25 protein-coding genes are annotated in these 26,482 nt (G+C 70.9%); 15 read left to right on the top strand and 10 right to left on the bottom strand.

Translation table 11 applies throughout. The features are described 5' to 3' along the window. Positions 1–2 precede the first annotated feature (2 nt). Genes ACQPY4_RS17415 through ACQPY4_RS17395 form a run of 5 tightly spaced genes read left to right on the top strand, consistent with a single transcriptional unit; the run spans position 3 to position 4,861 of the window. Positions 3–341, top strand: coding sequence for a TcmI family type II polyketide cyclase (locus ACQPY4_RS17415; RefSeq protein ID WP_433337555.1), 339 nt, complete (start codon positions 3–5; stop codon positions 339–341). After that, positions 338–757, top strand: a complete 420-nt coding sequence (locus ACQPY4_RS17410) for a cupin domain-containing protein (RefSeq protein WP_433337553.1) — start codon at positions 338–340, stop codon at positions 755–757. The genes ACQPY4_RS17415 and ACQPY4_RS17410 overlap by 4 nt, the downstream gene beginning before the upstream one ends. After that, positions 754–2,019, top strand: a complete 1,266-nt coding sequence (locus ACQPY4_RS17405; RefSeq protein WP_433337551.1) for a beta-ketoacyl-[acyl-carrier-protein] synthase family protein — start codon at positions 754–756, stop codon at positions 2,017–2,019. Before ACQPY4_RS17410 ends, ACQPY4_RS17405 begins: the two co-directional genes overlap by 4 nt. Then, on the top strand, positions 2,016–3,239 hold the full coding sequence (locus tag ACQPY4_RS17400) for a ketosynthase chain-length factor (protein ID WP_433337549.1): 1,224 nt from the start codon (positions 2,016–2,018) through the stop codon (positions 3,237–3,239). The genes ACQPY4_RS17405 and ACQPY4_RS17400 overlap by 4 nt, the downstream gene beginning before the upstream one ends. After that, positions 3,236–4,861 (top strand): FAD-dependent monooxygenase, encoded by a 1,626-nt coding sequence (locus ACQPY4_RS17395; RefSeq protein WP_433337547.1) that lies wholly within the window; start codon positions 3,236–3,238, stop codon positions 4,859–4,861. Before ACQPY4_RS17400 ends, ACQPY4_RS17395 begins: the two co-directional genes overlap by 4 nt. On the opposite strand, the gene ACQPY4_RS17390 is transcribed toward ACQPY4_RS17395, so the two are convergent. Further along, positions 4,847–5,503 carry a response regulator gene (locus ACQPY4_RS17390; RefSeq protein ID WP_433337545.1) on the bottom strand — a complete coding sequence of 219 codons (657 nt, stop codon included), beginning with the start codon at positions 5,501–5,503 and terminating at the stop codon, positions 4,847–4,849. The two genes, ACQPY4_RS17395 and ACQPY4_RS17390, sit on opposite strands and share 15 nt — an antisense overlap. A gap of 4 nt (positions 5,504–5,507) precedes the next feature. Beyond that, positions 5,508–6,929 carry a sensor histidine kinase gene (locus ACQPY4_RS17385; RefSeq protein ID WP_433337543.1) on the bottom strand — a complete coding sequence of 474 codons (1,422 nt, stop codon included), beginning with the start codon at positions 6,927–6,929 and terminating at the stop codon, positions 5,508–5,510. Between the two features lie 194 nt (positions 6,930–7,123). Here ACQPY4_RS17385 and ACQPY4_RS17380 point away from each other — a divergent pair, with 194 nt between their 5' ends. Next, complete coding sequence (locus ACQPY4_RS17380) at positions 7,124–8,263, top strand: Clp protease N-terminal domain-containing protein (protein WP_433337541.1); 1,140 nt, start codon at positions 7,124–7,126, stop codon at positions 8,261–8,263. A gap of 135 nt (positions 8,264–8,398) precedes the next feature. After that, positions 8,399–8,650 (top strand): DUF4873 domain-containing protein, encoded by a 252-nt coding sequence (locus tag ACQPY4_RS17375; RefSeq protein ID WP_433337539.1) that lies wholly within the window; start codon positions 8,399–8,401, stop codon positions 8,648–8,650. 30 nt (positions 8,651–8,680) lie between these two features. Here the strand turns inward: ACQPY4_RS17375 and ACQPY4_RS17370 are convergent, their stop codons facing one another. After that, complete coding sequence (locus ACQPY4_RS17370; RefSeq protein WP_433337537.1) at positions 8,681–9,175, bottom strand: nucleoside deaminase; 495 nt, start codon at positions 9,173–9,175, stop codon at positions 8,681–8,683. Between the two features lie 236 nt (positions 9,176–9,411). Here ACQPY4_RS17370 and ACQPY4_RS17365 point away from each other — a divergent pair, with 236 nt between their 5' ends. Further along, positions 9,412–10,677, top strand: coding sequence for an FAD-dependent oxidoreductase (locus tag ACQPY4_RS17365; protein ID WP_433337535.1), 1,266 nt, complete (start codon positions 9,412–9,414; stop codon positions 10,675–10,677). 23 nt (positions 10,678–10,700) lie between these two features. Here ACQPY4_RS17365 and ACQPY4_RS17360 read toward each other — a convergent pair whose 3' ends face one another. Continuing rightward, positions 10,701–11,174: a cupin domain-containing protein gene (locus ACQPY4_RS17360; RefSeq protein WP_433337533.1), complete on the bottom strand. Its 474-nt coding sequence runs from the start codon at positions 11,172–11,174 to the stop codon at positions 10,701–10,703. Between the two features lie 141 nt (positions 11,175–11,315). Between ACQPY4_RS17360 and ACQPY4_RS17355 the strand changes: the two genes are divergently transcribed. Next, positions 11,316–12,251: a LysR family transcriptional regulator gene (locus ACQPY4_RS17355; RefSeq protein WP_433337531.1), complete on the top strand. Its 936-nt coding sequence runs from the start codon at positions 11,316–11,318 to the stop codon at positions 12,249–12,251. A 35-nt stretch (positions 12,252–12,286) separates the two neighbouring features. Here ACQPY4_RS17355 and ACQPY4_RS17350 read toward each other — a convergent pair whose 3' ends face one another. After that, complete coding sequence (locus tag ACQPY4_RS17350) at positions 12,287–12,922, bottom strand: TetR/AcrR family transcriptional regulator C-terminal ligand-binding domain-containing protein (protein WP_433337529.1); 636 nt, start codon at positions 12,920–12,922, stop codon at positions 12,287–12,289. On the opposite strand from ACQPY4_RS17350, the gene ACQPY4_RS17345 reads away from it, so the two are divergent. Together ACQPY4_RS17345 and ACQPY4_RS17340 are read left to right on the top strand one after the other, a co-directional pair. Next, complete coding sequence (locus tag ACQPY4_RS17345; protein ID WP_433337527.1) at positions 12,921–13,544, top strand: aminotransferase class I/II-fold pyridoxal phosphate-dependent enzyme; 624 nt, start codon at positions 12,921–12,923, stop codon at positions 13,542–13,544. The two genes, ACQPY4_RS17350 and ACQPY4_RS17345, sit on opposite strands and share 2 nt — an antisense overlap. After that, on the top strand, positions 13,502–13,645 hold the full coding sequence (locus tag ACQPY4_RS17340; protein ID WP_433337525.1) for a hypothetical protein: 144 nt from the start codon (positions 13,502–13,504) through the stop codon (positions 13,643–13,645). The genes ACQPY4_RS17345 and ACQPY4_RS17340 overlap by 43 nt, the downstream gene beginning before the upstream one ends. 12 nt (positions 13,646–13,657) lie before the next feature. Here the strand turns inward: ACQPY4_RS17340 and ACQPY4_RS17335 are convergent, their stop codons facing one another. From ACQPY4_RS17335 to ACQPY4_RS17325, 3 genes are read right to left on the bottom strand one after another with little or no spacing between them, the layout of a single operon-like run. Beyond that, complete coding sequence (locus ACQPY4_RS17335; protein ID WP_433337523.1) at positions 13,658–14,617, bottom strand: cupin domain-containing protein; 960 nt, start codon at positions 14,615–14,617, stop codon at positions 13,658–13,660. 49 nt (positions 14,618–14,666) lie between these two features. Continuing rightward, positions 14,667–15,086: a hypothetical protein gene (locus ACQPY4_RS17330; protein WP_433337521.1), complete on the bottom strand. Its 420-nt coding sequence runs from the start codon at positions 15,084–15,086 to the stop codon at positions 14,667–14,669. 46 nt (positions 15,087–15,132) lie between these two features. Next, a complete protein-coding gene (locus tag ACQPY4_RS17325; RefSeq protein ID WP_433337519.1) occupies positions 15,133–16,692 on the bottom strand; it encodes a DHA2 family efflux MFS transporter permease subunit in 1,560 nt (519 codons plus the stop codon). 252 nt (positions 16,693–16,944) lie between these two features. Between ACQPY4_RS17325 and ACQPY4_RS17320 the strand changes: the two genes are divergently transcribed. Continuing rightward, positions 16,945–17,493 (top strand): TetR-like C-terminal domain-containing protein, encoded by a 549-nt coding sequence (locus ACQPY4_RS17320; RefSeq protein WP_433337517.1) that lies wholly within the window; start codon positions 16,945–16,947, stop codon positions 17,491–17,493. Between the two features lie 435 nt (positions 17,494–17,928). Here ACQPY4_RS17320 and ACQPY4_RS17315 read toward each other — a convergent pair whose 3' ends face one another. After that, a complete protein-coding gene (locus tag ACQPY4_RS17315; RefSeq protein WP_433337514.1) occupies positions 17,929–21,051 on the bottom strand; it encodes a tetratricopeptide repeat protein in 3,123 nt (1,040 codons plus the stop codon). 246 nt (positions 21,052–21,297) lie between these two features. On the opposite strand from ACQPY4_RS17315, the gene ACQPY4_RS17310 reads away from it, so the two are divergent. From ACQPY4_RS17310 to ACQPY4_RS17300, 3 genes are read left to right on the top strand one after another with little or no spacing between them, the layout of a single operon-like run. Further along, positions 21,298–22,533, top strand: a complete 1,236-nt coding sequence (locus tag ACQPY4_RS17310) for a hypothetical protein (protein ID WP_433337512.1) — start codon at positions 21,298–21,300, stop codon at positions 22,531–22,533. Continuing rightward, positions 22,523–23,149: a hypothetical protein gene (locus tag ACQPY4_RS17305; RefSeq protein WP_433337510.1), complete on the top strand. Its 627-nt coding sequence runs from the start codon at positions 22,523–22,525 to the stop codon at positions 23,147–23,149. The genes ACQPY4_RS17310 and ACQPY4_RS17305 overlap by 11 nt, the downstream gene beginning before the upstream one ends. Further along, positions 23,146–24,075 carry a carbohydrate kinase family protein gene (locus ACQPY4_RS17300; RefSeq protein WP_433337508.1) on the top strand — a complete coding sequence of 310 codons (930 nt, stop codon included), beginning with the start codon at positions 23,146–23,148 and terminating at the stop codon, positions 24,073–24,075. The genes ACQPY4_RS17305 and ACQPY4_RS17300 overlap by 4 nt, the downstream gene beginning before the upstream one ends. On the opposite strand, the gene ACQPY4_RS17295 is transcribed toward ACQPY4_RS17300, so the two are convergent. Further along, positions 24,076–26,133, bottom strand: a complete 2,058-nt coding sequence (locus ACQPY4_RS17295; protein WP_433337506.1) for an ATP-binding protein — start codon at positions 26,131–26,133, stop codon at positions 24,076–24,078. Positions 26,134–26,482: the final 349 nt, after the last annotated feature.

Here is a 26,482-nt window from a genome sequence, read left to right as displayed (position 1 = left end):
GCATGATGCAGCGAGCACTTCTCGTGATGAGGATGGAGCCGGCCGACGCGGGGCATGTGGCCCGCGCCTTCGCCGAGCATGACAAGGGGCCGCAGCCCGGCGAGGTCGGAGTCGTCGCCCGGACGCTCTTTCACTACAACGGTCTCTACTTCCATCTCGTCGAGGCGCCGGACGATCTGGAGGGCGACCTGGCGACCCGGATCCAGGAGAAGCACAAGGACCCGGCGTTCACCATCGTCGACGAGGTCAACCGGTACGTCTCGCCGTACGTGGAGGGGCGGCGCGGGGTGCACAACGCCCGGGCGCAGGAGTTCTACCACTGGAAGGCGGGACGCGAATGAGCCCGCCGGTGGTCTCGCCCGCCGGGGTGGCGGCCAGCAGGAGGATGGGCGGCGAGGTCCGCGCCCTGCTCACCCCGGCCACGGTGCGGGCGACCGCGGGCTTCCTGGGCACCCTGACGCTGGCGCCCGGCGAGTTCATGGCCGCGCACCGGCATCCGTACTCGGAGGAGTTCTTATACGTCGCGGCGGGCGACATCGTGGTGCGGATCGACGGTGAGGCGGTGCGGGCCCGGCGCGGCGAGGCCGTCTTCGTGGCTCGTGACGCCGAGCATCGCATCGAGAACGTGGGGGACGCCGAGGCGCTGGTGGTCTTCGGCATCGGCCCGCTGGCACCGAGCCCGGAGCTCGGGCATGTGGACGCCGAACCGGTGCCGTTTCCCGACCAGGCGCCTCCGGCCGTGGGTGGTCGGCGATGAGGCGAGCGGCGATCACGGGTATCGGGGTGTGCGCTCCCGGCGGGCGCGGGCGGGAGGGGTTCTGGGACTTCGTCCTGTCCGGACGCACCGCGACGCGGCCGATCACGCTGTTCGACGCCTCGGGCTTCCGGTCCCGGATCGCGGCCGAGATCGACTGGGACCCCGCCGCGGCGGGCCTGGCGCCCGCGGAGGCGCGCGAGCTCGATCGGATGGTCCAGTTCGCGGTGTTCGCACTGAGCGAGGCGCTGAAGGACAGCGGGCTGCCCGATGCCGGTGTGCCCGCCGAGCGGGTCGCCGTGAGCGTGGGCACGGCGGTCGGCGCCACGATCGGGCTCGACAACCAGTACGCCGCCGCCAGTGACCGCGGCCGGCACTGGCTGGTCGATCCCGGACGCGCGGTCCCGTGGCTCTACGACTATGTCGTCCCCACGCCGCTGGCCCGCGAGGTCGCGTGGCGGACGGGGGCCGAGGGCCCCGTCATCGTGGTCTCGACCGGCTGCACGTCGGGCGTGGAGGCCGTCGGCCACGCGCTCGAGCTGGTCAGGGAGGGCTCGGCGGACGTGGTCGTCACCGGCGCCTCCGACGCGCCCATCTCGCCGATCACCTCCGCCTGCTTCGACGCCATCCGGGCCACCTCGCCCAACAACGAGGACCCCGCGCGCGCCTGCCGCCCCTTCGACGCGGATCGTGACGGCTTCGTGCTGGGGGAAGGGGCGGCGATTCTCGTCCTGGAGGAGTTCGAGCACGCCAAGCGGCGCGGCGCGCACGTCTATGCCGAGCTGGCCGGGTTCGCGACCCGGTGCAACGCCTTCCATATGACCGGGCTGCACAAGGAAGGGCGCGAGCTGGGCGAGGCGATCACCAGTGCGATGCGCGAGGCGGAGCTCGGAGCGTCCGGCCTGGGGTACGTCAGCGCCCACGGCTCGGGAACCCAGCAGAATGACGCGCACGAGACCGCGGCGCTCAAGCGGGGTCTGGGCCGCGGGGCCTATGAGGTTCCGGTGAGCTCGATCAAGGCCGCGATCGGGCACGCGCTCGGCTCGGTCGGGTCGATCGAGCTGGCCGCCTGCGCGCTGGCCATCGAGCACGGCGCGCTGCCGCCGACGGCGAACCTGGACCGTCGCGATCCCCGGTGCGATCTCGACTATGTGCCGAACCAGGCCCGCGACAGGCGCGTGCCGGCGGCGCTGTGCGTCGGGAGCGGCTTCGGCGGTTTCCAGAGCGCGGCCGTGCTGACCGATCCCGAGGGCAGGGCACGTTGAGCACGCACTGCCTGATCACCGGCCTGGACGTCGTCGCGCCGAACGGCCTGGGCGCGCCGGCCTACTGGGAGGCGACGGTGGCGGGCGAAAGCGGGCTAAGGCCGTTCACCCGTTTCGACGCCGCGCGCTACCCGGTGAAGGTCGGCGGCGAAGTGACCGGCTTCCGTCCCGAAGATCGGGTACCCGCCCGGCTGCTGCCGCAGTCGGACCCCGTCACCTGGTTCGCGCTGGCGGCCACGCAGGGCGCGCTGGACGACGCGGGCATGGACGTGGGGACGTTCGACCCTTACGACGTCGGCGTGGTCACCTCGCTGGCCTTCGGCGGGTTCGAGTTCGGTCAGCGCGAGCTGCAGAAGTCGTGGAGCCAGGGGCCCCAGGCGGTCAGCGCCTACCAGTCCTTCGCCTGGTTCTACGCCGTCAACACGGGCCAGATCTCGATCCGGCACGGGCTGCGCGGCCACGGCAGCGTGCTGGTGAGCGAGCAGGCCGGTGGGCTGGACGCCCTCGGTCACGCCCGGCGCCTGCTGCGCAACGAGACCCTGCGCGTGGCGGTCGCCGGGGCCATGGAGGCGCCGCTGTGCCCGTGGGGCCTGGCCGGGCAGATCGCGTCCGGGCTGCTCAGCACCGAGAGCGACCCCGCCAGGGCCTACCTCCCGTTCGACCGCGCGGCCGGCGGCCACGTCCCGGGCGAAGGCGGAGCGATGTTCGTCCTTGAGCGCGCCGACGCGGCCTTCGAGCGTGCGTACGGCGCGATCACCGGGTATGCGGCGTCCTTCGACCCACCGCCCGGCTCGTCGCGTCCGGGCGCGTTGAGCCGGGCGATCTCGGGCGCGCTGGACGACGCCGGCCTCGCGCCGGAGCGGATCGGCGTGGTCCTCGCCGACGCGGGCGGCCGCCCCGATCTGGACGCCGCCGAAGCCGGGGCCATCGCCGAGGTGTTCGGGCATCGGGGCGTCCCGGTCGCCGCGCCCAAAGCCCTGACCGGACGCCTGTACGCCGGAGGCGCGGCGCTGGACGTCGCCTGCGCTCTGTTGATCATGCGTCACGGCGTCATCCCCGCCGTGCCCTACGAGCCTGATCTGCCATCGGCGTACAACCTCGATCTGGTCACCGGACACCCGAGACCGGCCCACGTCGAACACGCGCTCGTGATCGCACGCGGCCACGGCGGGTTCAACGCGGCGTTGATCGTGAGCACCGTGAAAGGAGGGCAGCGGTGAAGACGGTGCGGACACCCGTGCTGATCGTGGGCGGCGGGCTGTGCGGGCTCGCATCGGCTCTGTTCCTCGGCCGCCAGGGCGTGCGCTGCCTGCTGGTCGAGCGCAACGCGGGCACCAGCGAGGTGCCCCGCGCCTCCGGAATCACCTCCCGCACGATGGAACTCTTCCTGAACGTCGGCCTGGAGCCACAGATCCGCGCGAGGGGACTGCGGATCGTGGCCGGGGAACGCTGGCGGGAGACGGGCTGGAGCCAGGGAATGCTGCCGCAACGCGTGCTGGGCGCGCGGCGGCTGTCGCAGGTCGGCGACGGCACGGCGCGGGTCCTGGAGCAGAACGGCGACCTGGCGGCGACGGGGCCGGCCGACCCGGCGTGGTGCGGCCAGCACCAGCTGGAACCGTTGATGGTGGAATCGGCCCGTCGCTCCGGCGCCGGGCTGCGCTTCGGGGCCGAGGTTCTGGACTTCCGGCAGCACCCGGACGAGGTGCGCGCCATCGTGAAACAGGGCGACGGCGAGCGTCTCGAGGTGCGGGCACGGTACATGATCGCCGCTGACGGCGCGGCCGGGACGATCCGCGACACGCTGGGCATCGGCTGGAGCGGTCACGGCCGGCTCGGCTCCGTGCTCGCCATGGAGTTCGAGGCCGATGTCGACCCGTTGATCGGCGATCACAGGTTCCTGATCTGCTACCTGTCGGGCGGGACTCCGGGCCTGCTGTTCCGGCTCGATGCCTCCCGGTGGGTGTTCCACCTGTTCGTCGACCCCGCCCGCCATTCCGGCATCGGCCCCTCCCCCGACGAGTGCGAGGAAGTGCTGCGGTCGGCACTGGGAGAGCCGCGTCTGCCGGTCAGGGTCCAGAGCGCGACCCGGTGGCGCCTGGCCCACCAGGTGGCGGACCGTTACCGCCGCGGGCGGGTCTTCCTCGTCGGTGACGCCTGTCATGTGCAGCCTCCGACGGGCGGGCTGGGAGCCAACGTCGGCGTGCAGGACGCCCATAATCTGGCCTGGAAGCTCGCCGGTGTGCTGGACGGCTGGGCGGGCGAGGAACTGCTGGACACCTACGAGTCCGAACGCCGTCCCGTGGCGATGGCCACCGCCGACCAGGCTCTGCTGCGGCAGCAGGTACGGCGGCGAGGCGAACGCGGGCACCCGGACCTGCGCGACTTCGCGATCGTCGGTACCGGCTACCGCTACCCTTCGCCGGACGCGAACGGGGATCGTCCCGGCGAGGTGCTGGAGCGCGGGCTCCGGCTCGACGGCAGGCCGGGAACGCGCGTCCCGCACGTGTGGCTGAAGCGCGACGGCGCCAAGGTCTCCACTGTCGAGCTGGCCTCCGATGCCTTCGTGCTGATCGCCGGCCCCGAAGGGAAACCCTGGGTCCCACGGGCCCGCGCGGCGGCGTCCCGCCTCGGGGTGCCGCTGCACGCGTTCCAGCTGGGCGATGACCTGACGGACCCCGAAGAACGCGCCCTGCCCGCCCTGGGGTTGAGCCCGAGCGGGGCCATGCTGATCCGGCCGGACGGCTTCGTCACCTGGCGCTCCCCGTCGGCGGTTCCCCACCCTGAGCCGACCGTGCACGAGGCGCTCTCGGCCGCGATCGGCGGCGGCTCAGGGGTCCGTTAGCAGGCCCGACTCGTGGGCGAGGATGGCGGCCTGGACGCGGTTGGCGCAGTCGAGTTTGGTGAGGATGCGGCTGATGTGGGCCTTGGCGGTGCCTGTGGCCATGTAGAGGCGCTGGGCGATGTCGGCGTTCGACAAGCCGGCGGAGACCAGGCGGAGCACGTCGCGTTCGGTGTCGGTGAGCTGCCTGATCCGGTTCTTCGCCGCCTCGGCGCCGCCGTCGTCGGCCAGGAGGTGGCGTTCGATCAGGCGGCGGGTGATCTGGGGCGACAGGATCGACTCGCCGGTGGCGGCGACGCGGACGGCTCGGATGAGCTCGGTGGGCCCGGTGTCCTTGAGCAGGAAGCCGATGGCGCCGGCTCGGAGCGCCTCGGCGACGTTGTGGTCGTCGCCGAAGGCGGTGAGCATCGCGATGTTGGTCCGCGGGGAAAGGCGGGCGATCTCCGCGACGGCGGTGAGGCCGTCGCCGCCGGGCATGTGGACGTCCAGCAGGGCGACGTCGATCTCGTGCTCGTGGCAGGCGCGGACGGCGGACGGGCCGTCCGGTGCCTCGGCCACGACCTCGATGTCGTCGGCGTGATCCAGGATGAGGCGGATACCGGCGCGCATGAGCTTCTCGTCGTCGGCGATGAGGGTCCGGATCACCGGATCATTCTAGAACCCACGCGATGATCAGAATCGCCGTTCCGGCGGCGACCGGGACGGTCGCCAGCAGCCCCAGGCACCCCGCGCCCAGGACTCGGGGCAGCGTGAGCACCTCGGCGTCGAGCGGCGCGGGACGCTCGGGCTCGTCCCGGAGCGTCCCGAGGTCGGCGGGCGCGGACGCGGGCACGGGCGGGTGGGGAGGGAGGACGGCCATGACGTGGAATCCGCCTTCGGGTGTGGGTCCGGCGGTGAAGGCGCCGCGGAGCAGAGCGACCCGTTCCTCCAGGCCGACGAGTCCCTGGCGGGTGCCGGGGAGACGAGGGGCCGCGCCCCGCACCGGGCCGTTGGTCACGCAGACGCGGACGCGGTCGGCCCCGCCGGTCACCTCGACCCTGGTGCGGGCGGCCGGGGCGTGCTTGTGCACGTTGGTCAGGCCTTCCCGCACGACGCGGTGCACGGCGTGACGCGTCCGCGAATCCGCCGAGTCGAGGTCCGCACCCGACCACGCCAGGTCGACGTCGATTCCGGCGCGGCGGGAACCGTCCACGAGATCGGCCACATCGGCCCGGGTCCCGGTGCGCTCGCCGACGGCACCGGGTGCGGTGTCCATGGTGTCGCGGAGAACCTCCAGGATCTCGCGCAGTTCGGTCATCGCGGTCGCGGCCGTGGTGCGCAGAAGCTCGGCCTGGCCGCTCAGTTCCGGGGCCTTGTCGGCGGTGGTGAGTTCCAGCGCTCCGGCGTGCATGGAGATCAGGCTGAGCCGGTGGCCGAGCAGGTCGTGCATCTCGGCGGCGATGCGTGCGCGTTCCTTCATGCGCGCCTTCTCCCCGGTGAGCACTTGCGCCCGCTCCAGGTAGTCGTTGCGTTCGCGCAGGACCCGGACCAGCGGCCGGCGGCGTCCCAGCAGGCCGCCGGTCAGCGCCGGAAGCAGCAGGAGCAGCACGACGCTCACCGCGTAGCCGGCGAACAGCTCGCCGAATCCGTGCGGCTCGTTGATCTCGGCCGCCAACTGGAGGAGCGCGTCGGCGGCCGCGGTCAGGAGCACCGTCGTCCACAGGCGCCTGGCGGGACGGATACGCCGCGCCGCCGAAAACGTGACGGCGGGCAGGAACACCAGTGCCCCGATGTTGCCGCCGGCGAACACCGGTGCCGTGGCCAGCATCGTCGCGGCGGGCCACCGCCTGCGGGCGGGGACGAGCAGGGCCGCCCAGCACGCGCTCGCCACGATGGCGGCCACGCGCCCGGGCGACGGCGGCGAAAGCCAGAGCTGGACGAATCCAATGGCGAGCACCACGAGGAAGAACGCCAGCTCGCGGGCCACCACGCCGCGCGGGGCGGAGCGCAGGGCGTCCCGCGCCTCCCGCACTTCGCGGACGAGGGCCGGGCGAATCCTTTCGGCCGACGGGAGAATCTGCGGCCACCTCACCTTCGGCTCATTGACCCGATCATTGTCACAACGCGATGCCGGAGATCGCCGATCCGCTCGCACATGATGGCCGATCGGCCAAGAGTTCGGGCCGTCCGGCACCCGCCTCGGCACGGGTCGCGATCCTAGGCTGCGTCTCAGTGATCAGACGAAGGGACGACACCATGTCCCGTCCATGGAAGGAAGGGATCGGCATGCGGCCGGTACCGATCGCCGGAGTCTCCCGCGAGGTGGTGGAGGCGCTGGTCGGCGCGTTCAGGCGGGCCATCCGGCTCGACCGTCCCACCGTGGGAACCGAGCACCTGCTCTTCGCGCTTCTCAAGGGCGGTTCCGCGGCGAGCGAGGTGCTGGCTCCCGGCGTGCGCGTCAGCGGTTCGCTGATGGGGGTCATCGCGGCCAAGGACGAAGTGCGATGGCTCAGCGAGGAGCGGGCCGACGACACGGCGTCCGCAGGCGACCCCGCGGTCGTGGCGCTGCTGCGCGAGGCGGAGTGGCTGGCGCGGCAGAAGCAGCGCCCGGACGGTGAGCAGCCCTCGCCGCTCCTGCCGACCGGCGCCCTGGCCGCCGCGATCCGGCAGGCGTTCCCGCACGCTCACGAACGCGGCGTCTCCCGGACGAACGCCACCCACCTGCTCATGGGACTCCTGCACGATCCGGGCAACCGAGCGTGTGAGGCACTGCTCGAACAGCGCCTGGACCGGGACGAACTCGTCGCCAGGCTCGCCGAGCACCCGAGCGCGCACCAGGACGGCACACCCCACTCGGACGCCATCGAGGGCCTGCGCAATCTGGGCATGCTCGACCAGGAACGCGGGAAGCTCTGGGGCGGCCTCGCCAGGGCTCTCTCCAGTGGCGGCTTCGGCTCGCCGATCGTCCTCACGGTGCGCCAGGAGGCCAGGCGCGGGGCGGTCCGGCTCGGGCATTCGACCGTGACCACCGTCCACCTGCTGCTCGCCGTCCTCGCGCTGGACGACCAGCTCACCAGCGCCGGCCTCCGGCTCCGCGACGGGCTGGAGCGGAACAACACCGGCGCCGAGTCGCTGCGCGCCCGAGGGGTCACGCTGCCCACCGCCCTCGACGCCGCCACCGAACTGATCCCGGCGGACCAGACCGAGCCGGGCTCCCCCGTCCCGCTCAAGCTGAGCGATGGCGCCGAGCAGGCATTGACGCGCGCACGCCTGAGCGCGAACGCGCGCAAGGACCCGTCCACCGGGACCACCCACCTGCTGGGCGCGCTGCTTGCCGATCCCGGCGACCCGTGCGACACGCTGCTCACCACCCTGGGTGTCGACACCGGCGAACTCCGCCGGACGCTCGCACACCAGGCGCCCTGACCGCCCTGGAACCGCACGCCCTGGGGACCGGCTGTCGCGCCCGGGCTTCCTGGGCCGCCGAGAACGTCTGACCTGGACGCTAGGGTGCGTCTTCATGAACACATTCCAGGCCGGTCCCGACGAGACGAGCCGGGCGTGAGCCGCTACCGGGGGCCCGCCACCCTGATCGCCAGTGACGGAGCCGAGGTCGAGGTCTACGTCGACCTGCGGTCGAAGCAGCGGGAGTGGTCCGGGACCGCGACCATCGACGACTTCGATGCCGCCGGCGATCACGACCGGACGCTGAGGCTTCCCGACGGCCGGGAGGCCCAGGTCACCCTCGGCGGTTCGGCGACCTGGTCCGACGTCATCACGCTGGTCGGAAACGGCCCCCCGCCCTTTTCCTGACCCGACCCTCGGGCCGACCAGGCGAGCGGGTCAGCGAGTGCGGTTTCGTTTGGCGTAGTTCTGGCGGTGCAGTTCGTGGATTCGCTCCTCCAGTTCCGGTGCCGGGCCCTCCACCGTGATCCCCGGGGCGATGTCCTGGATCGCGATCGGACGGACGGGAGCGGGCGAGGCGCCCATCTCGTCCAGCCAGCCGACCAGCTGCGCCGACGAAGCCACGTAGACCACGCGGCCCACGCCGCACCAGCCCTGGGCCGCCGAGCACATCGGGCAATGCTCGCCCGAGGTGTACAGGGTCGCCCCCGCACGCTCGTCCACCGACAGATTGAGCCCGGCCCAGCGGGACAGCTCGAACTCCGGATGCGCGGTCGGGTCGCCCAAGGTGGTCTCCCGATTGCGCCCCTCGGCCAGAAATTCGCCGTCGGCGGAGGCCAGCACCGACCCGAACGGGTCGTCACCATCGGCCAGCGCCTCACCGGCCAACTCCACACAACGCCGGAGATAGTTCAAGTCCTTATCGGTGATCATGGAGCTCAGCGTACGGGGCGGCTCTCGAATGGCCTAGGCGCTGCGCAGGGTGGACGCCTGTCGCGGTGTGGGGCGGGGCTCCCGGCGAGTGCGGAGCCCGGGCTTGGGGTCTACGCTTGACGGGTCTTCTCACCGGAGGGCTCGCGGAGTCCTCGTGGGCTTCGGCCTCGCTAGCTGGTTCCCGCCGCGCCGCGGCAGGGAGGTGAGAGTCGTCATCGACTCTCTGCGAGGCCTGCGTGATTCCCGATTCTTCGCGTCCGCCGTCCATCGTCCGCGCCCAGCGGCCTGCCGATCCCCATGTGCTGGTGATCGGCGCAGGGCTGGGTGGTCTTTGCCTGGCGCAGGGCCTGCGCCGCGCGGGGATCGGCGTCGCCGTCTATGAGCGGGACGCCTCCCCGGCAGTGCGCGCTCAGGGACACCGTCTGCACATCAACGCGGCAGGCCGGAGGGCATTGGCCGCCAACCTGCCGCCCGACCTGTTCGCGCTCATCGGGTCCATGGCCGGGCGTCCGCCCGCACGGGTCAGCGGCTTCGACGACCAGTTGCGTCCGACCGGGGTGTTCGACCTGGACGAGGATCTGGCCCCTGACCAGGACCTCGACCGCATCATGCCGGCCCACGTCGTCATCGACCGGCGCGCGCTGCACCGGGTACTGCTGGAGGGCCTGGACGGCGTCGTGGAGTTCGGCCGGCATTGCGTGGGCTACGAGGTCGACCGCGCCGTGGTCACGGCCCGTTTCGCCGACGGCCGCACCGCGCGGGGCACGTTGCTGGTGGCCGCTGACGGCATCGGCTCGCGGATCCGCGCGCAGCGCCTCCCGCACGCCCGGGTGGTCGACTCCGGTGCCCGGTTGATCTACGGGCGGGTTCCGCTGACACCGCGACTGCGCGCGGAGCTGCCGCGCGCGATGTTCAGCGTCTTCAACTCCGTCGTCGGGCCCGGCCAGCGATTCCTCGGCATCGCTCCGGTCGAGTATCGGGAACGGCCGAGCGCGGCCGCGGCCCGGCTGGCCCCCCAGGTGGATCTGGGATCAGCACACGACAGTCTCGCGGTCATGTTCGGGCGGCGGCGTGAGCTGCTGGGCCTGGGCGATGAGGAATTGCGCACGGCACCCGGTGAGCGGCTGCGCGACGTCGTCCGCGGGCAGATCGCCGCATGGCATCCCCTGCTGCGGCGCATCGTCGCCGAATGGGACGCCTCGACGCTCTATCCGGTCACGGTGCGCAGTAGCGTCCCCGTACCTCCGTGGGCGAGCTCCAACGTCACCCTGCTCGGCGATGCCGTCCACGCGATGAGCCCGGCGGCCGGCGCCGGAGCGAACATGGCGCTCCGCGACGCGGCCGCGCTCGCCGCCTCGCTGGCCCAGGCCGCACCCGGCGCCCCGCTCGCCGACGTCGTGCGGGACTACGAGAAGCACATGCTCAAGGAGGGCTTTGACGCGGTGCGGCGTTCCTCTGCCAACGGGGTTCGGACGCTCGGCGAGGATCCGCTCCCCACCTGACCAGGTACGGCGCTTCCAGGGTTCTACTCCAGGACGATCATGTCGTAGCGTGCCGCGATGCGTCCGGTCTCGGCGGGGCCGACGGCTCCCGTCCGGCTGGCCGCCGCCACGTCGCGCAGGACGCGGTCCCAGCCGCCGGGGGCGTTGATGTTGAGCACTCTGACCGGCTGATCGCTGTCGTTGCGGAAGGTGTGGGCGACCCCGGGCGGGAAACAGACGTACGCGCCGGGGTTGCCCTCAACCGTCCTGTCCTCGACGCGGAAGGTGACCGTGCCTTCGAGCACGTAGAAGCTGTCGCAGAGTCGCTGGTGACGATGCAGCGGCGGCCCCAGGGCCTTGGGTCCCAGACGGTGCTCCACCACGGAGAAGGCACCGCCCGTCCCCTCTCCCGATGCCAGGACGACCGAGACATCGCCGTCGTTGTAATCGATGATCTCGCCATCGTCCGACGTCACGAGGACGATCGGGGGCAACGTCTCGGAGATGCTCTCCTCCACGGGTCTTCACTCCCTCAGGGTCGTCGCGCGGCAACAGGACGTCGCGCGGCTCGCGTCACGTGAATTGTGAGGGGCGGACCGCCCATGCCACCAGCGAAAGTATCCGGGGGGAGCTCTGCGGAGTTCGCATACCCTCAGCGTGTGGATCTTCGGCAGCTCGAGTCGTTCGACGAGGTGGCACGCCAGGGCTCGCTCAGCGCGGCGGCGCAACGGCTCGGGTACACCCAGTCGGCCGTCTCGCGGCACATCGCGGCCCTGGAACGGGAGATGCGGCTGCCGCTGCTCCAGCGGCAGGCCCGAGGCGTGCGGCTCACCCGTGCCGGGGAGGCGCTGCTCAGGCACGCCAGGCACATCCTCGACGGCGTCACGACCGCCACCGAACAGTTGGCGGCCCTGCGCCGCCTCGACACCGGTGAGTTGCGGCTCGGCGGGGTGCCCACCGCCAACGTGACCCTGTTGCCGCAGGCGATGACCGAACTTCGGCACGCCGCGGCGGGCCTGGACCTCACAGTCACCGAGGGCACCAGCGAGGGGCTGCTGGACGCACTGCACCGCGGCAGCCTGGACGTCGCGGTGGTGACCGACTATCACCCGCTGCCCCAGACGGGGAGCGGCGACGTAGAAGTGATCGCGTTGCTCGACGATCCCCTGCTGCTCGCGATGCCGAGCTCGCATCGGTTCGCCGACCGCCGCCAGATCCCGCTGGTGGAACTGGCCGACGATGTGTGGGTGGAGGACTATCCGCAGGCGGCCGAGGTGTTGCTGGCGGCCTGTGAGCGCTCCGGGTTCACCGCCAGGATCGGTGTGCGCTGCGGCGGCTGGATGGGCAAGCAGGGATTCGTCGCCGCCGGTCACGGCATCGCGCTCATTCCCGGGCTGGCCGCCACCGGCACGCGAAGCGACCTGGTGATCCGCGAACTCCACCGTGACGACGCCCCGGTGCGCAAGGTAGCGGTGGCCGTCACCGCCCAGGGCCGCGATCCCGCCGTCACCGCCGTCCTGGAGTGCATCGAGAGAGCGACAGCACGGCACCAGCACCAGCTCAGCCGGCTCCTCGCCAGAACCTGCCCCGCCTGACCGTGGAGCTCGCGCGACTTCTGGCGCGGAGCGATCTAGCGGGAGGGCCGGCCGTGGCTGGGGCTCTCTTGCGGGGCGTAGAGCGTCAGCCAGGCGTCGACGATCTTCTCGACGGTGGCGGGTGGGACGTCGCGGTCGGCGAGCAGGCGGTCGTAGAAGACCGGTCCGGCCAGCTGGGCCACGGCCAGGTCGAGGTCCAGGTCGGCGGACAGATCGCCGCGTGCGATGCCGGCGTTCAGGAACTCCTCGATGACGGCGGCGCCGGAGCGGTGCAGCTGCCTTTTCAGCTCGGTGTAGGCCGGGTCGATGCCGGAGCGTTCGATCAGGGCCCGCATCGCGCGTTCGGACGCGGGGTGGTGCAGCACCATGCGGGTGCCGTTGAGCAGGTTGACCAGGTCGGTGCGCAGGTGGCCGGTGGGGACGGGGGTCGCGGCGACCCGGACCTGGGCGAGCGCCTCCGAGACCATCGACGGGACGTCGGGCCAGTGCCGGTAGAGGGTGGAGCGCCCGACCCCGCTGCGTGCGGCGACGGTGACATGGGTCACCCCGGGCAGACCCGATTCGGTGAGCAGTTCGCGGACCGCCGCCAGTGCCGCCTGGCGGCTGCGGATGGTGCGCGGGTCGAGCGGACGCCCTGCTCCGTCGGGGATCTCGGCGGTTGGTGGGGTCATGCGGAAGGTCCCTTCCCGGCCGGCGCGCGGCCTTGCTCGTCGGGTGGACGCCGTCCTCACCACTCCAGCGCACCAGTTCCCCACCGGTGCGGTGCTGGCGCCGCACCGCCGCGAGGCGCTGCTCGCCTGGGCGAGCCGGACCGGCGCCCTGGTGCTCGAGGACGACTACGACGGCGAGTTCCGCTTCGACCGCCGGGCGGTCGGCTCGCTCCAGGGGCTCGCGCCCGACACCGTGGTCTACCTGGGATCGACGAGCAAGGCGCTCGCCCCGACACTGCGCCTGGGCTGGATCGTCAGCCCGCTCGCGCTGATGGAACGGCTCGTCTCCTGCAAGTTCCTGACCGACCACGGCTCCGCGACGCTCGACCAGCTCGCCCTCGGCGAGCTGATCACCTGCGGTGCCTATGACCGGCACGTCCGCCAGAGCCGCATCCGCTACAAGAGTCACCGGGAGGCACTCCAGGACGCGGTCTCCCGCCACGACGTCCCCCGCTTCTGTCCGGGATCGCGGCGGGAGTGCAGACCTGCGCGACCCTGCCCGACGAGCACGATCCCGACCTCCTCGTCCAGGAGGCGGCCGTGGCGGGGATCGCCTTCGACTCCATCACCCGCTACCGGCTGACCCCCGCCGTACCGGCACGCTCGCTGGTCCTCGGCTACGGCAACATCACGCCCCATGGCATCGACCAGGCCATGTCGGCGCTCCGCCGCCTCATGCGCTAGATCGGCGAACCGTCACTCGGTCTCGTCGTAGACGACGTGGTACCTGCGCGTGTGGCGGTTGAGGGCGGCCGGGTCGAAGCGTCCGTCCCGGCTGACCTCGGCGCGGTGCTCGATGAGGGTCTCCACCACGCATTCCCAGCCTCCGGGCGAGGAGATCTGGACGACCTTCGGCGGCGGGTTGGAGCCCGGCCGGATCGCGTGCGGGACCCCGTGCGGCAGCAGCACGAACTGCCCCGCGCCGACTCGATGGGTCACGTCGTCGAAGTCGATCTCCAAATCGCCGTCCAGCACATAGACGCATTCGTCGGCGACGTGGTGCGTGTGGCGCGGGACCGGCTGGGCCACGGTCACCTCCAGCAGGGAGATCAGGCCGTCGGTGTCCTCGGTCCGCGCCTTGGTTCCGAACGCGGGCGGCACCTCGATCCGTCCCGGCCTCGCCTCCCCCTGACGCAGGACGTAGAACCGGCCCTTGTCGCCCCACTCGGCGGGATCTCCCTCCCCGAGGTGATAACGCATGCCGTAGGGCCTGCCGATCTCATTGACCTTCTTCAGGTCGCAGCTGCCGTCGGGGAGCATCAGGTCGTCGGCCGCGCCCGCCTCGCACAGGTCCTCGATGTACCGTTCCCAGCCCCCCGGGGCGGACAGCTGGAGGGCGTGCACGGCGGAGCCCTCCGGCCCGAGGTTCCGCATGGCGTGCGTGACCCCGCGCGGCACCAGAGCCACCATGCCGGGGGTGAGGTGGTGGGTCGTCCCGTCGAACTCGATCCCGAGATCGCCTTCGACGACGTACACGAGTTCGTCGAAGGTGTCGTGAACGTGGGCGGGGATGTCACCGTCGCCGTTGTTCTCCATCAGGGAGAAGCGTCCTTCGGTGTCTTCGGTCCCGGCCTTGACGCTCATCGACGGCGGGAGAAGCACACGGGTGGGCCGTGAGGCGCCCGCGTCCAGCAGGAAGAAGCGGTCCTTGAACATGGACGAGTCCTTTCGGGATACGAGGGGAAAACCGGTTCGTCGGAAGGGTTCAGCGCTGGGCGGGCCGCCACGTCCACGCCTTGTAGGCCAGGATGGCCACGGCGCAGGACACCGCGACGCCCAGCGGGACGTGCGCGGCGATCTCTCCGTTCTGCCCGAGTGCCACCTGCGCGACGGTCAGCGCCAGCAGCACCAGCCCGGTGACCAGGAACCCCTTGGGCCCGCCGCCGCGCAGCACCACGATCGCGGCGACGATCTGCACGAGCAGCGCGACGACGATGACGAGGGCGAGGGCCTCGTGCGCCTTGCGGCCGTCCTCCTCCCCCGCCAAGAGCCGCCCGGCGGAGAATCCCTGCAGCAGGATCGCGACGGCCAGGAACGTCGCGGTCGCCTTCATCAACCCGAACAGGCGTGGCATCGGCCCCATGTGCCGGGTGGAAAGGCCACCGACTCCGATGGGTGTGGACATGTGTTGTTTCTCCCTACGTTGGTCATGAGCATCTGGATCGACCGGGTTACATGAGCGCGGCGGCCTCGACGTTTGCGGCGTCGCGCGAGGAGACCCGGATGACCGCCAGCGCGACCACCACGGCGCCTGCCAGGACGCATCCCGCGATGACGAACGCGAGCGAGTACCCGTGGGTGAGCGCGTCGAACACGACCTCGCGCACCTCGGGCGGCATCGCGGCGGCGTCTCCCGGCCCGTGCGAGCCGGCCTGGTCCGCGGCCGCCGCGCCCAGCCTGTCCGAGATCTTGTCCTCGGTCGCGGTGGTGGCCAGGGTGCCGAGAAGCGCCAGGCCCAGGGCCCCGCCGACCTGCTGTCCCGCGTTGAGGAGCGCCGCGGGCACCCCGGCGTCCTCCTTCCGCACCCCGGACACCGCGGCCAGCGTCAGCGGCACGAAGCACAGCCCCAGGGCGCTTCCGGCCAGCACCATCGGTCCCAGCAGGTCGACGGTGTAGCCGCCCTCGGCGCTGAGCCGCGAGAACCAGAACATGGCACCGGCGCCCATCGCGGTGCCCGCCGTCAGCAGGACGCGCGGACCGATCCGGCTCACCAGATGACTGCTGACCGTGGCGAAGATCGCCGCGCCCACCGCGAAGGGGAGGAATCCGAACCCGGTGCGCACCGCGCTGAACCCGAGCACGATCTGCATGTACAGGGTCAGGAAGTAGAACAGGCCGATCGAGGAGACCCCGAGGGCGAGCATGATGAAGACCGCGCCGGAACGGTTGCGGCTCTTGAACAGGCCCAGCGGCATCAACGGCGACCGGGTGCGGGCCTCGATCGTGATGAAGGCCACCAGCAGGGCTCCCCCGATGGCCAGCGGGGCGACGGTTCCGGCGCTGCCCCAGCTGTCGGTGGCGGCGTGGATGAAGCCGTACACGATCAGCGACATGCCGCCCGTGGCGGTGAGGGCACCGGGCAGGTCGAGCCCGCCGCGCGTCGTGGTCGTCCCGGCCGGGAACGCCCTCGCGGCCGCCACGATCAGCAGCACCCCGATGGGGACGTTGACGAACAGCACCCAGCGCCAGCTCAGCGCCTCGGTGAAGACCCCGCCGAGCACGTTGCCGAGGGCGCCTCCCGCACCGCCCATGGCGGCATAGACGCCCATGGCCTTGTTGCGCTCGGCACCTTCGGAGAACGTGCCGGCGACCAGCGCCAGCGCGGCCGGCGCGACCAGGGCGCCGGACACTCCCTGCACCGCGCGCGCCGCGATCAGCCATCCCTGGTTGGTGGCCATGCCTCCCAGCAACGAGGCCAGGGTCAGCAGGGCGAGGCCGACCACCAGCATCCGGCGCTGGCCGAACATGTCGACCACTCGTCCGCCCAACAGCAGCAGCCCGCCGAAGGCGAGGGCGTAGGCGTTGACGACCCATTCCAGGTTGGTCATCGAGAAACCCAGCGCGCCCTGGATGGACGGCAACGCCACGTTCACGATCGAGACGTCCAGGACCACCATCAGCTGAGCGACCGCGATCACCGCCAGGGCGAGCCCCTTACGGCCCCCCGGCCCGCGATCACTCCCGGGTGGAGCGCCAGAGGCGCGATGGATATCGGTGGGCAGTTCAGTCATGACCACTCCTCAGGCACGCGGGGCGGTCAACCCCCGCCCCAACTGTGGAACAGAATGCCCCAAAACTAACTCCGGTGCAAATTGTCCCAAAACCCAAGGGCAATCTGTCCCAGAACCACCCACCACCAGCCCCCACACGGATTCGACGGACCCCAGCGCCCCCCGGTCATGGCAGACTGGTCGCGAGTCCCAGCCCACGCACCGTCCTGGAGTTCGATGTCCGCTCCCAGCCGTGGTCCCGACCCACGGACCGTGCGCAGCCGCGCCGCCGCACTGGCCGCCGCACGGGAACTGCTGGTCGAGCGGGGACTACCCGGCGTCACCCATGTCACGGTCGCCGAACGCAGCGGCGTCGGGCGCACCACGCTGTACCGGCACTGGCCGGACGCCGCCGCGATGCTCCAGGACGCGATCACCGAGGTGTCGATCGCCGCCCGCCCGGAACCGACCGGCGAGCTGCGCACAGACCTGTTGAACCTGCTCGAACACGGACGGAACCTGCTCCACCAGCCCGCGTCCGAGCGAGCCATGCGTGCCTTCATCGAACGCTCGGGCGTCGACCCGACGTTCAGCCGCGTCAAGGAGACGATGTACGACACGGGCATCGCGGGCATGCGCGGCCTGCTCGAAGCGGCCAAGGCCCGCGGCGACCTGCCCCGCGACCTCAACGTCGACTCGGCCGCCGATCAGCTGATCGGCCCGCTGTTCTTCCGCCGCCTGCTCGGCAACCGCGAGATCACCAGCGATTTCGTCCACGACATCGTCGACGCGTTCCTAAAACGCCAAGCCCCCAACGCCTGACCCGCCCCCGGCCCGCATTGAGGCCGAAGCGCGCCGACCTTCACCCTCGTCATGGTCACCCGAACGAAGAAGAACCCGCACGCGACGGCGCTCAAGCAAAGACGGCAAAAGGATCGGCGGGCTGCTCCAGCCCGCCGATCCTCGCGACCATAGCCTTAGGCAGCTGTACTATGGCTTACCTCGGCTTTGGCAGACTCCGAGGCGGGGGCCATGGTCATAAACATCAGCCACCCCAATACTAGGACGGCAGCGTATTTGACGACGTGCTTCATAAGACTTGAAACGTTCCCTCCATGCCACCTCAAGTTCAACACCCTCGAGGTCCGTGTGTTCCGACACCCAAACGCTACCAGGGAAAGTTGGCACATCGATAGACACGAGAGATTTCTGTGGAAGTTGTCAGAGATTCCCCTTGATTAGGGGATTATGGGGGTTTCAGACGTCGATGCCGGATGTGCCGTCGGTCTCCATGAGGCGGCTGCGGACTGAGTCCGCTTCAATGGCGCCCAGGTACTCGTAGAGCTCCAGAGCCTGTCTGTTGTAGGGTTCGGCTTGGGCTATGCCGCGTGTTTGGGTGAGGAGCCTGCCCAGGCCGTCCAGGGCTTGCGCCTCGAGGTAGGTGGCTCCTATGGAACGGGCCACGGCGAGGCTCTCCTCCAGTTGCTCCAGGGCGAGTCCGGGGCGGCCCATCCGGTGGTGTGCTTCGCCTATGCTTCGCAGTGCGCGGCATTCCTCGTATTTTTCGCCTAGTTCGCGGGCGCTGTTGAGGCCTTTTTGGAAGTGTATGAGGCTTTCGGCGTCTCGGCCCATTGCCACATAGCAGGCGCCGACGTTGATGAGGGAATCCATTTCGCCGCGGCGGTCTCCGATTTCGCGGTAGATGGCCAGGGCCTCTCGGTATCCCTCGAAGGCCGCCTCCAAGCGGCCGGCTCGCTCGTGGACGGTCGCCACGTTGTTGAGCCAGACGGCTCGGTGCTGTCGATTCATCTCCACGATCTCGGCCGCTCGCTGGTAATAGTCCAGAGCCACGTCGTGGTTTCCCTGGCTGAGTTCGATATAGCCGAGGTTGTTGAGTGCCATCTGCTGGCCGCGGAGGTTGCCGACCTCCGCGTACAGGTTCAGGGCCTCCTGCATTTGTGCGACGCCCTCGGCGTAGCGGCCGAGGTGCCACAGGGCTATTCCGGAATGATTGGCCACTTCGGCCAGGCCTTTTCGGTTCCCGATCTCCTGGTAGATCGGGCGTGCCTGGGCGTAATAGCCGAACGCGACGTCGAACTCCGAGCGGTGCCAGTGGATCAGTCCGATCTGGTCGTACAGGGCGCCGATCTCCGCGCGGTCATCGCGCTCGCGCTGGATCGCCAGTGCACGGTTGGCGCAGTCGAGGGCCGCCTCGTGCTCCCCCGCGCGCCAGCGGACCTTGCTCAGGTCGGCCAGGGCGCGTGCGGCCTGGTCGTCCTTGCCCAGGGCCAGCCATGCCTCTACCGCGCTTTCATGGAGCCTGGCCGCCTCACGCCAGTGTCCCGACGACTCCAGGTACTCGACCAGGACGTGGGCGAGCATGGCGCAGTGCCAGGCTCTCTCGTGCTCCGCCGCGTACCTGGCCGCGTGGACGAGGTTGTCCAGCTCTTCGCTCAGCCAGGCCCGGGCGTCCTCCCCCGTTGTGAACTCTGGGGCCTCGGTCTGGTCGGCGGTGACCTCTATCCGGGAGCGTTGCGGGAACAGGAGCCGGTCCGCCTGGTCGGCGGCGGCGAGGTGGTGGGCCAGCAGGCGGTCGATCGCGGGCCCGCGGTCGAACCCCGGTTCCCGATCGACGAGCTGCTCCGCGAACTCCCCGATCAGGTCGTGAAACCGGTAGCGTCCCCGCCGCGGTTCGGCCACCAGATGGTGGTCGTGAAGGTCGTCGAGCAGCGACTCGGCGACGTCCCGCCCTTCTCCGAGCAGCGCCGCGGCGTCGCCCACCCCGAAGTCGGCACCCGGGTGCAGCGACAGCGCGATGAAGGCGGTCCGTTGCCGCGCGTCCAGGCCCTGGAGCGACAGGTCGAACGCGGCGGTGAGGCACCTGTCCTCCGCGCGGATCTCCTTGAGCCGGTCGCGACCTTCGCCCAGGCGCGCGGCCAGGTCGGCGAAGCTCCAGGCCGCACGGTGCCGAAGGCGGCTGCCGGCCAGCTGGACGGCGAGCGGCAGATGCCCGCAGAGGTCGGCGACCGCGCGGATGTCGACGTCGCCGGCGCCCCGGCGTGAACCGACGATCCGCACCAGCAGGTCGGCCGCCTCGGAGGGGGCGAGCACGTCCAGGGGCAGGGGTTGGGAGTCGTCGACGCCGGAGAGCATCCGCCGGCTTGTGACCACGACCAGGCACCCGGGCGTGCCGGGGAGCAGATGCCGGATCTGATCATTGCCGAGGGCGTTGTCGAGGACGAGGAGCACCTTGCGATGGGAGAGCTCGGCCCGCCAGAGGGCCGCCCTGCCGTCCAGGTCGCCCGGGATCCGGGAGTCGGGAACGCGGAGCGCTCGCAGGACCCTGCCCAGCGCGGACGTCGGATCGATCGGGTCCCGCTCGGCGTCGTGCCCGTGGAGATCGAGGAAGATCTGTCCATCGGGGTACCGGTCCGTGAGCCGGTGCGCCAGGTGAACCGCCAGCGCCGTCTTGCCGACGCCGGGCATGCCGTTCACGGCCAGAACGCAGACCGCCCCCTCACGCCCTTCCACCATCGCGGTCAACCATTCGAGTTCCCGCGCGCGCCCGGTAAAGGTGCGGACGTCCCGAGGGAGGTCATTAGGGGGCGCTTCCGGTTTGACACGGCGGGCGGGCGGGACCGATCCGGGCTCGCCGAGAAGTATTCCCTGATGAATCTCGCGCAGCCGGGGGCTGGGCGGCGCTCCGAGCTCCGCGTCCAGCCGTTGTCTGACCTGCTCGAATGCCAACAGCGCTTCGCTTGACCGGCCGTTCCTCTGCAATGTCAGCATCAGCAGCTCGACCGGCTTCTCGTCCAGGGGAAACCGGGCCACAAGATCATTCAGTTCGGGAATGAGATCGCCGTTGCGGCCCTGCCCGAGTTGGAGTTCGATGCGCTCCAGAGCGCAGCCGAGCAACTCCACCTCCATGTTCCGCCTGGTCTGGGCGGCCCAATCGCCGCGGACGCCGCCGAGCGGTTTGTCGCGCCACAGCCGAACGGCCTCGCCCAGCAACCGGACGGCTTCCTCCGGGTCTCCTCCGTCGCGGGCGGTCAGGGCCTGCGTGCGAATTCGCTTGAATCGGTGATAGTCGACGCGCTCGGGATCGGTCTCCAGGAGATAGGCGCCGGCGTGGTAGGTGAGCCGTGCGCCTTCCTGATGGTGAAGCCGCCCGCGGAGCCGTGCGATCTGGCTGTACAGTCCGTCCCGGGCCTGTTCCGGAGGGTCACCGCCCCAGACCTTTGAAATCAGGATCTCCACGGGGATCGGACGGCCGGGCGACATCAGCAGGACGGCCAGGACGCACCTCTCCTTGGCCCAGCCCAGATTCTGCCGTTGTCCGCGCGCCCACAGTTCCACCGGGCCGAGCAGGCGGAACTCCATCCGTGCTCCCGTGATGCACCATTGCAGTGGACGCGTTGACGCCGAAATCTTCGCATTGTCAAGGCAATAGGTCTAGGAGTAAGACACCTGTTCCTTGGCCAGGATGGGCCGGGGCCCATGTCACCACGGCAAGATTTCCGCAAGGGCCGCCGCAAGGTTCGCCGCAAGCCCGGCTTCCCATGATTGATGCGGGGTCGCATTCTTCGTTCGGCCGCGGGGCCGGACCAAAGGGGGCTACGAAAGCCGATGTCAGAAAGCGAATGGCGCCGGGTTCCGACCGGATTCGACGCCGACCGCCAGGTGACGCGGGGCGAATGCAAGACGGTGCTGGCCCTGGTCCACACCGTCACGTCCGGGCAGCGCCTTCTCGAGGCCGTCCGGCTGCTGGAGAACGACATGCGCGTTCAGGTGGTCTTCACCCAGGCGCCCGACGACCACGGAAACGGGGTCCAGGACTTTCTCCTCGGGATCGGCGCACTGCAGATCTCCTGGGAACAGGCCACGCACCTGGAGTTCGATCTGGCGGTGGCGGCGAGCCTGGGCGCGATCCATCGCGTGCGCGCTCCGCTGATCGTCATGCCGCACGGTGTCGGTCACGCCAAGCTCGTCGCGCGGGGGCGCGGGCGGGCGGTCGGCAGCCGGATGGTGTACGGCCTGGACGCCCAGCGCCTGCTGCACGACGGCGCGCTCGTACCGGAGGCCGTCGTCCTGCCCCATCAGGCCGAGGTCGGCGTGCTGGCCCGCTCGTGCCCGGAGGCCCTGCCCGCCGCCGAGGTCATCGGCGATCCGTGCTACGACCGGATGGTCGTCAGCCTGGACCGCCGCCCCCTGTACCAGATGGCCCTGGGGGCGGGCGACGGCCGCAAACTGGTCGTCGTCGCCTCGACCTGGGGCCCGCACTCGCTGCTCGGCCGGCGCTCGGACCTGTGGCCCCGGCTGCTCACCGAGCTGCCCGACGACGAGTTCCAGGTCGTGACGCTGCTCCATCCCAACGTGTGGTTCGGCTACGGCTCCTGGCAGGTGAAGACCTGGCTGGCCGGCTGCCTTCGCCGCGGGCTGAGCCTGGTCCCGCCCGAGGCGGACTGGCGAGGGGTGCTCACGGCGGCCGACATCGTGATCGGTGACCACGGATCGACCACCGTCTACGGGGCGGCGATCGGCGTTCCGGTGCTGCTGGGGACCTTCACGTCCAGCGAGGTCCACCCGCGCTCCCCGGCCGCGCGGCTCGGGGATCTCGCGCCGCGGATCGGCACGCGCGGCTCGCTGCGCCGCCAGGTCTCCCGGACCCTCGCCGACTTCGAACGCGGACGCTACCGCGCCGTGGCCGAGCGCGTGACCTCCGAACCGGGGCGCTTCAACCGTCGGATGCGGCGCCTGATGTACCGGATGCTGGGCCTTCACCAGCCGGCGACGGTGCCCGCCACCCTGCCCGTAGTCCCGCCGTTTCTCATCAAGGAACAGGGAGGCCACCGTGAACGATGACTTCGTCCTCACCCGCCTGTCCATGCTGGAGACCAGGCTCCACCTCACGCGAGGGGACGTTCGCCCTCGGCGTTCCGCGCACGAGTCCATGGCCGTACTCGTCATCCCTCGAAGCGGCCCGCTGCGGGCGCCCCTGCTGATGGTGATGACGCGCTGGTCCGCCCGCACCGCGCCGCATTCGGGGGCCGACACGCACGTCGTGGCGCGCTTCGACGACTTCGGCGACCGGTATCGCCGCGAGGTCGCCGACGTACTGGTCGGCCGCGCCACCCGTCCGTCCTGCGCGCCGGAGGCTCGGCTCCGGCGCGTGCTCGATCACTATCCGGGCTGTGCGCTCGCGGTGGGAACCGAGTCCGGCGGATGCCGGGCCGCCCTGCGCGACGGCCGCACTGTCCTCTGCTCCGGCACGCTCGAACCGTTGGAGTCCTGGCCGGCGATCTTCGGGTCGTTCCTCTACGGGTGGCTGTCGGATGAGCTGGAGCTTGAGGCGCTCACGGACGCGGTCGTCATCTTCGGGGCGCTGTCGGATGACGGCCCGGCCACCGGCCTGGAGGTGGCCGGTCGGGTCGAGATCACCCTTTCCCCTGGCGCGGCTGTGAAGGGAGTGGCCTCGTGAGCCCCAAGGTGGTCGTGGCCGGAGCCGCCAGCCTGTACATGGCCCTGGGCCTGGAGGGGTTTCCCCTTCGCTACGCGCCGACCGCCACCCATCGATGGGCCAACGTCGGCGTCGCGGGTGCCGCCTGCCACGTGGCTCGGGTCCAGTCCGCGCTGGGCAACGATGTGGAGTTGTGCACGCTCGTCGGCGACGACGCCGCGGGCGCCGCGATCCGCTGGGAGCTCGGCGGGCTGGGCCTGCTGGGCGCGGGCGTGGTCGAGACCGCGGCGTCGTCGCTGGGCCTGGTCCTGGTGGGGCCGGAGGGTCAACGCATGGGGCTTCCGCACCTGACCCCGGTCAACAAGGTCAGCTATCCGTTCAACGTCCTGCGCGACCGGGCCCAGGCTGCGGATCTTCTCGTCCTGACCAACGCCAAGTTCGTCCGGCCGCTCCTCGGACCGGCCGACGAGCTCGGGATCCCGATCGCGGTCGACGTCCATCTCATCTCCGACCTGGACGGCGACTACAACCGGCCCTGGTTGGAGCGCGCCGAGATCGTGTTCTGCAGCCATGAACGGCTGGCCAGCCCTTCGGACTGGGTGGGCGCCGTTTTCCGGCGTTACCCCCGCTGCCGGATCGTGGGAGTGGGAATGGGCGCGGACGGGGCGCTGCTCGGCCTGCGCGAGGGGCTCCTGGTGCGGGTGGCCGCCGCGCCGGCCGGCGAGATCGTCAACACCTCGGGGGCGGGCGACGCGCTCTTCGCGACCTTCCTCGCGACCCGGCTTCAGGGAGCGGACCCGATCGCGGCGATCCAGTCCGGCGTCCTGCACGCCGGGTGGAAGATCGGCCACCGGCTGCCGGCCTCGGTCTCCCTGTCGAGCCAGGAGCTGGAGGCGCGGCGCGTGTGCGCGCCGCCCCCGACCACGGTGGGCCGATGGTCGAGCTGATCACCGCGGCGGGTCGAGCTCGGCCAGCCTCGCGTTGATGATCCTGGCCGGTGTTCCCATGCCGGCCAGGATCTGCCGTGCTCGCGCGCGCCGCTGGTCGGCGTCCTCCTGCCGGCCGGCCAGCGCGTCCAGCTCGCTGAGGGCGATCAGCGCGTCGGCCTCGCCCGTGGCCGATCCGATCTCGCGCATTCGCTCAAGTCCCCGGGTGGCCAGGTCTGCGGCGGCCGCCAGTTCACCTTCCTGTGTCCGGGCCCGGCTCAGCAGGACCAGGACCCTGGCCTGGTTGTGGGGATCCTGCTCGGCGTCCAGCAGCCGTCCGGCCTCGGTGAGGGCCTCGACCGCATCGGGAGTGCGCCTGGCCGCTATCAGGACCGCGCCCAGATCGCACAGTGCGCGAGCGACTCGCCGCGGCTCACTGTGCGCCCGATAGGACTCGACCGCCACGGTGTAATGGGCGAGTGCGGAATCCAGGTCCCCTCGGTCGCGTTCGAGAAGGCCGAGCCTGCGGCTGGCGCTCGCGATCCGGGAGTCGTTGCCCTCCTCACGCCACAATGCCAGTGCCGCGTTGAAATCCGTGGCCGCCTCGTCCAGCCGGCCCATCACCCGCAGCGCGAGGCCGGTGCGATTGAGCATCTTCGCCTCGGCTTCCCGGTGCCGGTCGAGGCGCGCCGCCTCCAGCCCGATCCGATCGAAGGCCAGGCGCTCGGCATGGTGGCCGCGATGCGGGAAGAGGGGCCACGCCCCATCGACCAGCATCCAGCACTGGCGCACGTAGCCGAAGTCCAGTGCCTGTTTCGCGATGGCCCGCAGATTGACGAACTCTTCGTCGAGCCAGTCCAGCCCCTGTCTGGGGGTGTCGAAGACGGGAGATGGCGGTATTCCCGCGACGCTCGGCAGTTCCGCCAGCCTTCGGTACGGGGCCACCGCGTCGCTCGCGGCCCGGACCGCACGCAGGTGCCACTCCCCCAGCCGCCGGACGGCCTCGTCGCGCTCCCGCGCCGGTTCGAGCTCATCGGCCAGTTCCCTGGCATGCAACCGGACCAGCGCGTGCAACCGGAAGCGGCCACCCGGCGCGTCGTCCAGAAGGTTCGAATCCGCCAGGAGTTCGATGGCCTCGGTCGCCTGCGGGACCTCGGTCGCCGTCAAAGCGGCGGCGGCATGGGCTCCGAACGTCACCCCCGGGTACAGCCCGAGCAGGCGGTACATTCGCTGGGCCGTTCCTGGAAGCCGCTCGTAGGACACAGCCAGAGCCGCCCTCACCGTCACCACCTCGTGTGCGTCCCTCACGGCCAGCATCGAAAGGCGCTGCCTCTCGTCGGTGAGCGCCCGGACCATTTCCGCGAACGGCCTGTTCGGCCGGGTCGCGAGCCTGGCCGCCACCAGGGTCAGCGCGAGCGGGGATCCCGCGCACAGCTCCGCGAGATCGCCCACGTCCGCACGGTTCGAATCGAGGCGCTCCAGACCCAGCATGCCGCCGAGCAGATCCAGGGCCGCGGCGCTGTCGAGCGGCTCCAACTGGAGCCCGTGCGCACCGCGCGCCACCAGGCCCGCCAGCCTCCAGCGGCTCGTCACCACGGCGACGCTGCCGGCGGCACCGGGGAGAAGCGGGGCCACCTGTGCCGCCGAATACGCGTCGTCCAGCACGACCAGCAGGCGTCTGTCGGCCGACAGCGTCCGATAGAGGGCGGCGCGCTCCTCCAGCGCCGCGGGAATGCGCTCGGACGGGACGCCGAGCCCTCGGATGAAGCCCGCCAGCACCTCCCCCGGCAGGGCGGGCGGAGCGGCGGCGTGGCCCTGAAGATCGGCATAGAGCTGGCCGTCGGTGAAGGAGTCCGCCTTGTCATGGGCCCAGCGCAGCGCCATGGCGCTCTTGCCGATGCCCGGCGGCCCGCTCACGACGATCGTCCCGGACCCGCCGCCTCCGCCGAGCCGATCGAGGACCTCCAGCTCGTCCGCCCTGTTCACCAGGCGCACCGCTTCGGGAAGTTGTCTCGGCGACGCGACCGAGGCACCCGTATGGATGTGGATGCCGCCCGTGACGTCCCGGGCCTGCACCACAGCGTCGGCGCTCGACCCGGTCAGCTCGTTGGCATGCGTGGGGGGTCGTCCGCGATCACACGATCCGCGTGTCATCTGCCTGCCCAGGAGCCAGAGGGAGAAACACGTAAATACCCACCCAAAGCAGACGAGCAAACGCCCTCGCCGCGCTCAGCACGACACCTGACCGGACCAGGCCAGAGGTTTATGGGAATGGCCCCGTGAACGCGATGGATCGCCATCCTTTTATGTGCCCCATGACCGAGGACCCTAGCGTGACCTGGCCACCGAATGGCGCGAATTCACATACAGAATAATCCGATTCCACTGCGCGCGCGGCGGGCTGTCAAACAAAAAGCAGGCTGCCGAT

The organism is Spirillospora sp. CA-294931 (genome assembly GCF_050946795.1).
Lineage (GTDB): Bacteria > Actinomycetota > Actinomycetes > Streptosporangiales > Streptosporangiaceae > Spirillospora.
The sequence above is the reverse complement of the archived record's forward strand: the minus strand, read 5'-3'. Positions and strand labels throughout refer to the sequence as shown.